1 pseudogene is annotated in these 466 nt (G+C 71.2%); it reads right to left on the reverse strand.

From position 1 onward, the window contains the following. Positions 1-466: pseudogene (locus tag AACY08_RS29410) on the reverse strand (hypothetical protein); the annotation flags it as partial.

The following is a 466-nucleotide window of genomic DNA, read 5'->3' on the forward strand; positions in this document are numbered from 1 at the left end:
GCTGGCCAGCGCGGCCATGCACACGATCGGCCCGTAATCGGCAAAGGCGCAAGGTGCCTCCCCCAGCGTCGCATCCTCGCCCGAGGCCAGCCACAAAGCGACCACCGACATGCGGTTTTCGGTCAGCGTACCGGTCTTGTCGGTACACAGCACGGTTGCCGACCCCAGCGTCTCGATCGCCGCCGCGCGCCGCGCAGGCAGGAAACGGGCGATGTAGCCGTCAATCGCCTCGACCTCATCGACCACCGCACCGAGCAGCGCGCCTACCGACCCACTTCCAGCCGGTCGACGCAGCGCCGCCCGCGCAGCGGTCCGCCGCAGCGTGGATTTGGCAATCGCCGCCGCGCCGCTCCCCAGCCTAAGCGCTCCCCACAGACACGCCGCGCGGGCGAAACCTGCCAGCCCCATCAGCAGCGCCCAGGGCCATGCCGGCAGACCGCGCGCAACTGCGGCGACACCCCCTGCG

It is taken from the genome of Pseudomonas sp. EL_65y_Pfl1_R83 (genome assembly GCF_963970695.1).
Lineage (GTDB): Bacteria > Pseudomonadota > Gammaproteobacteria > Pseudomonadales > Pseudomonadaceae > Aquipseudomonas > Aquipseudomonas tritici.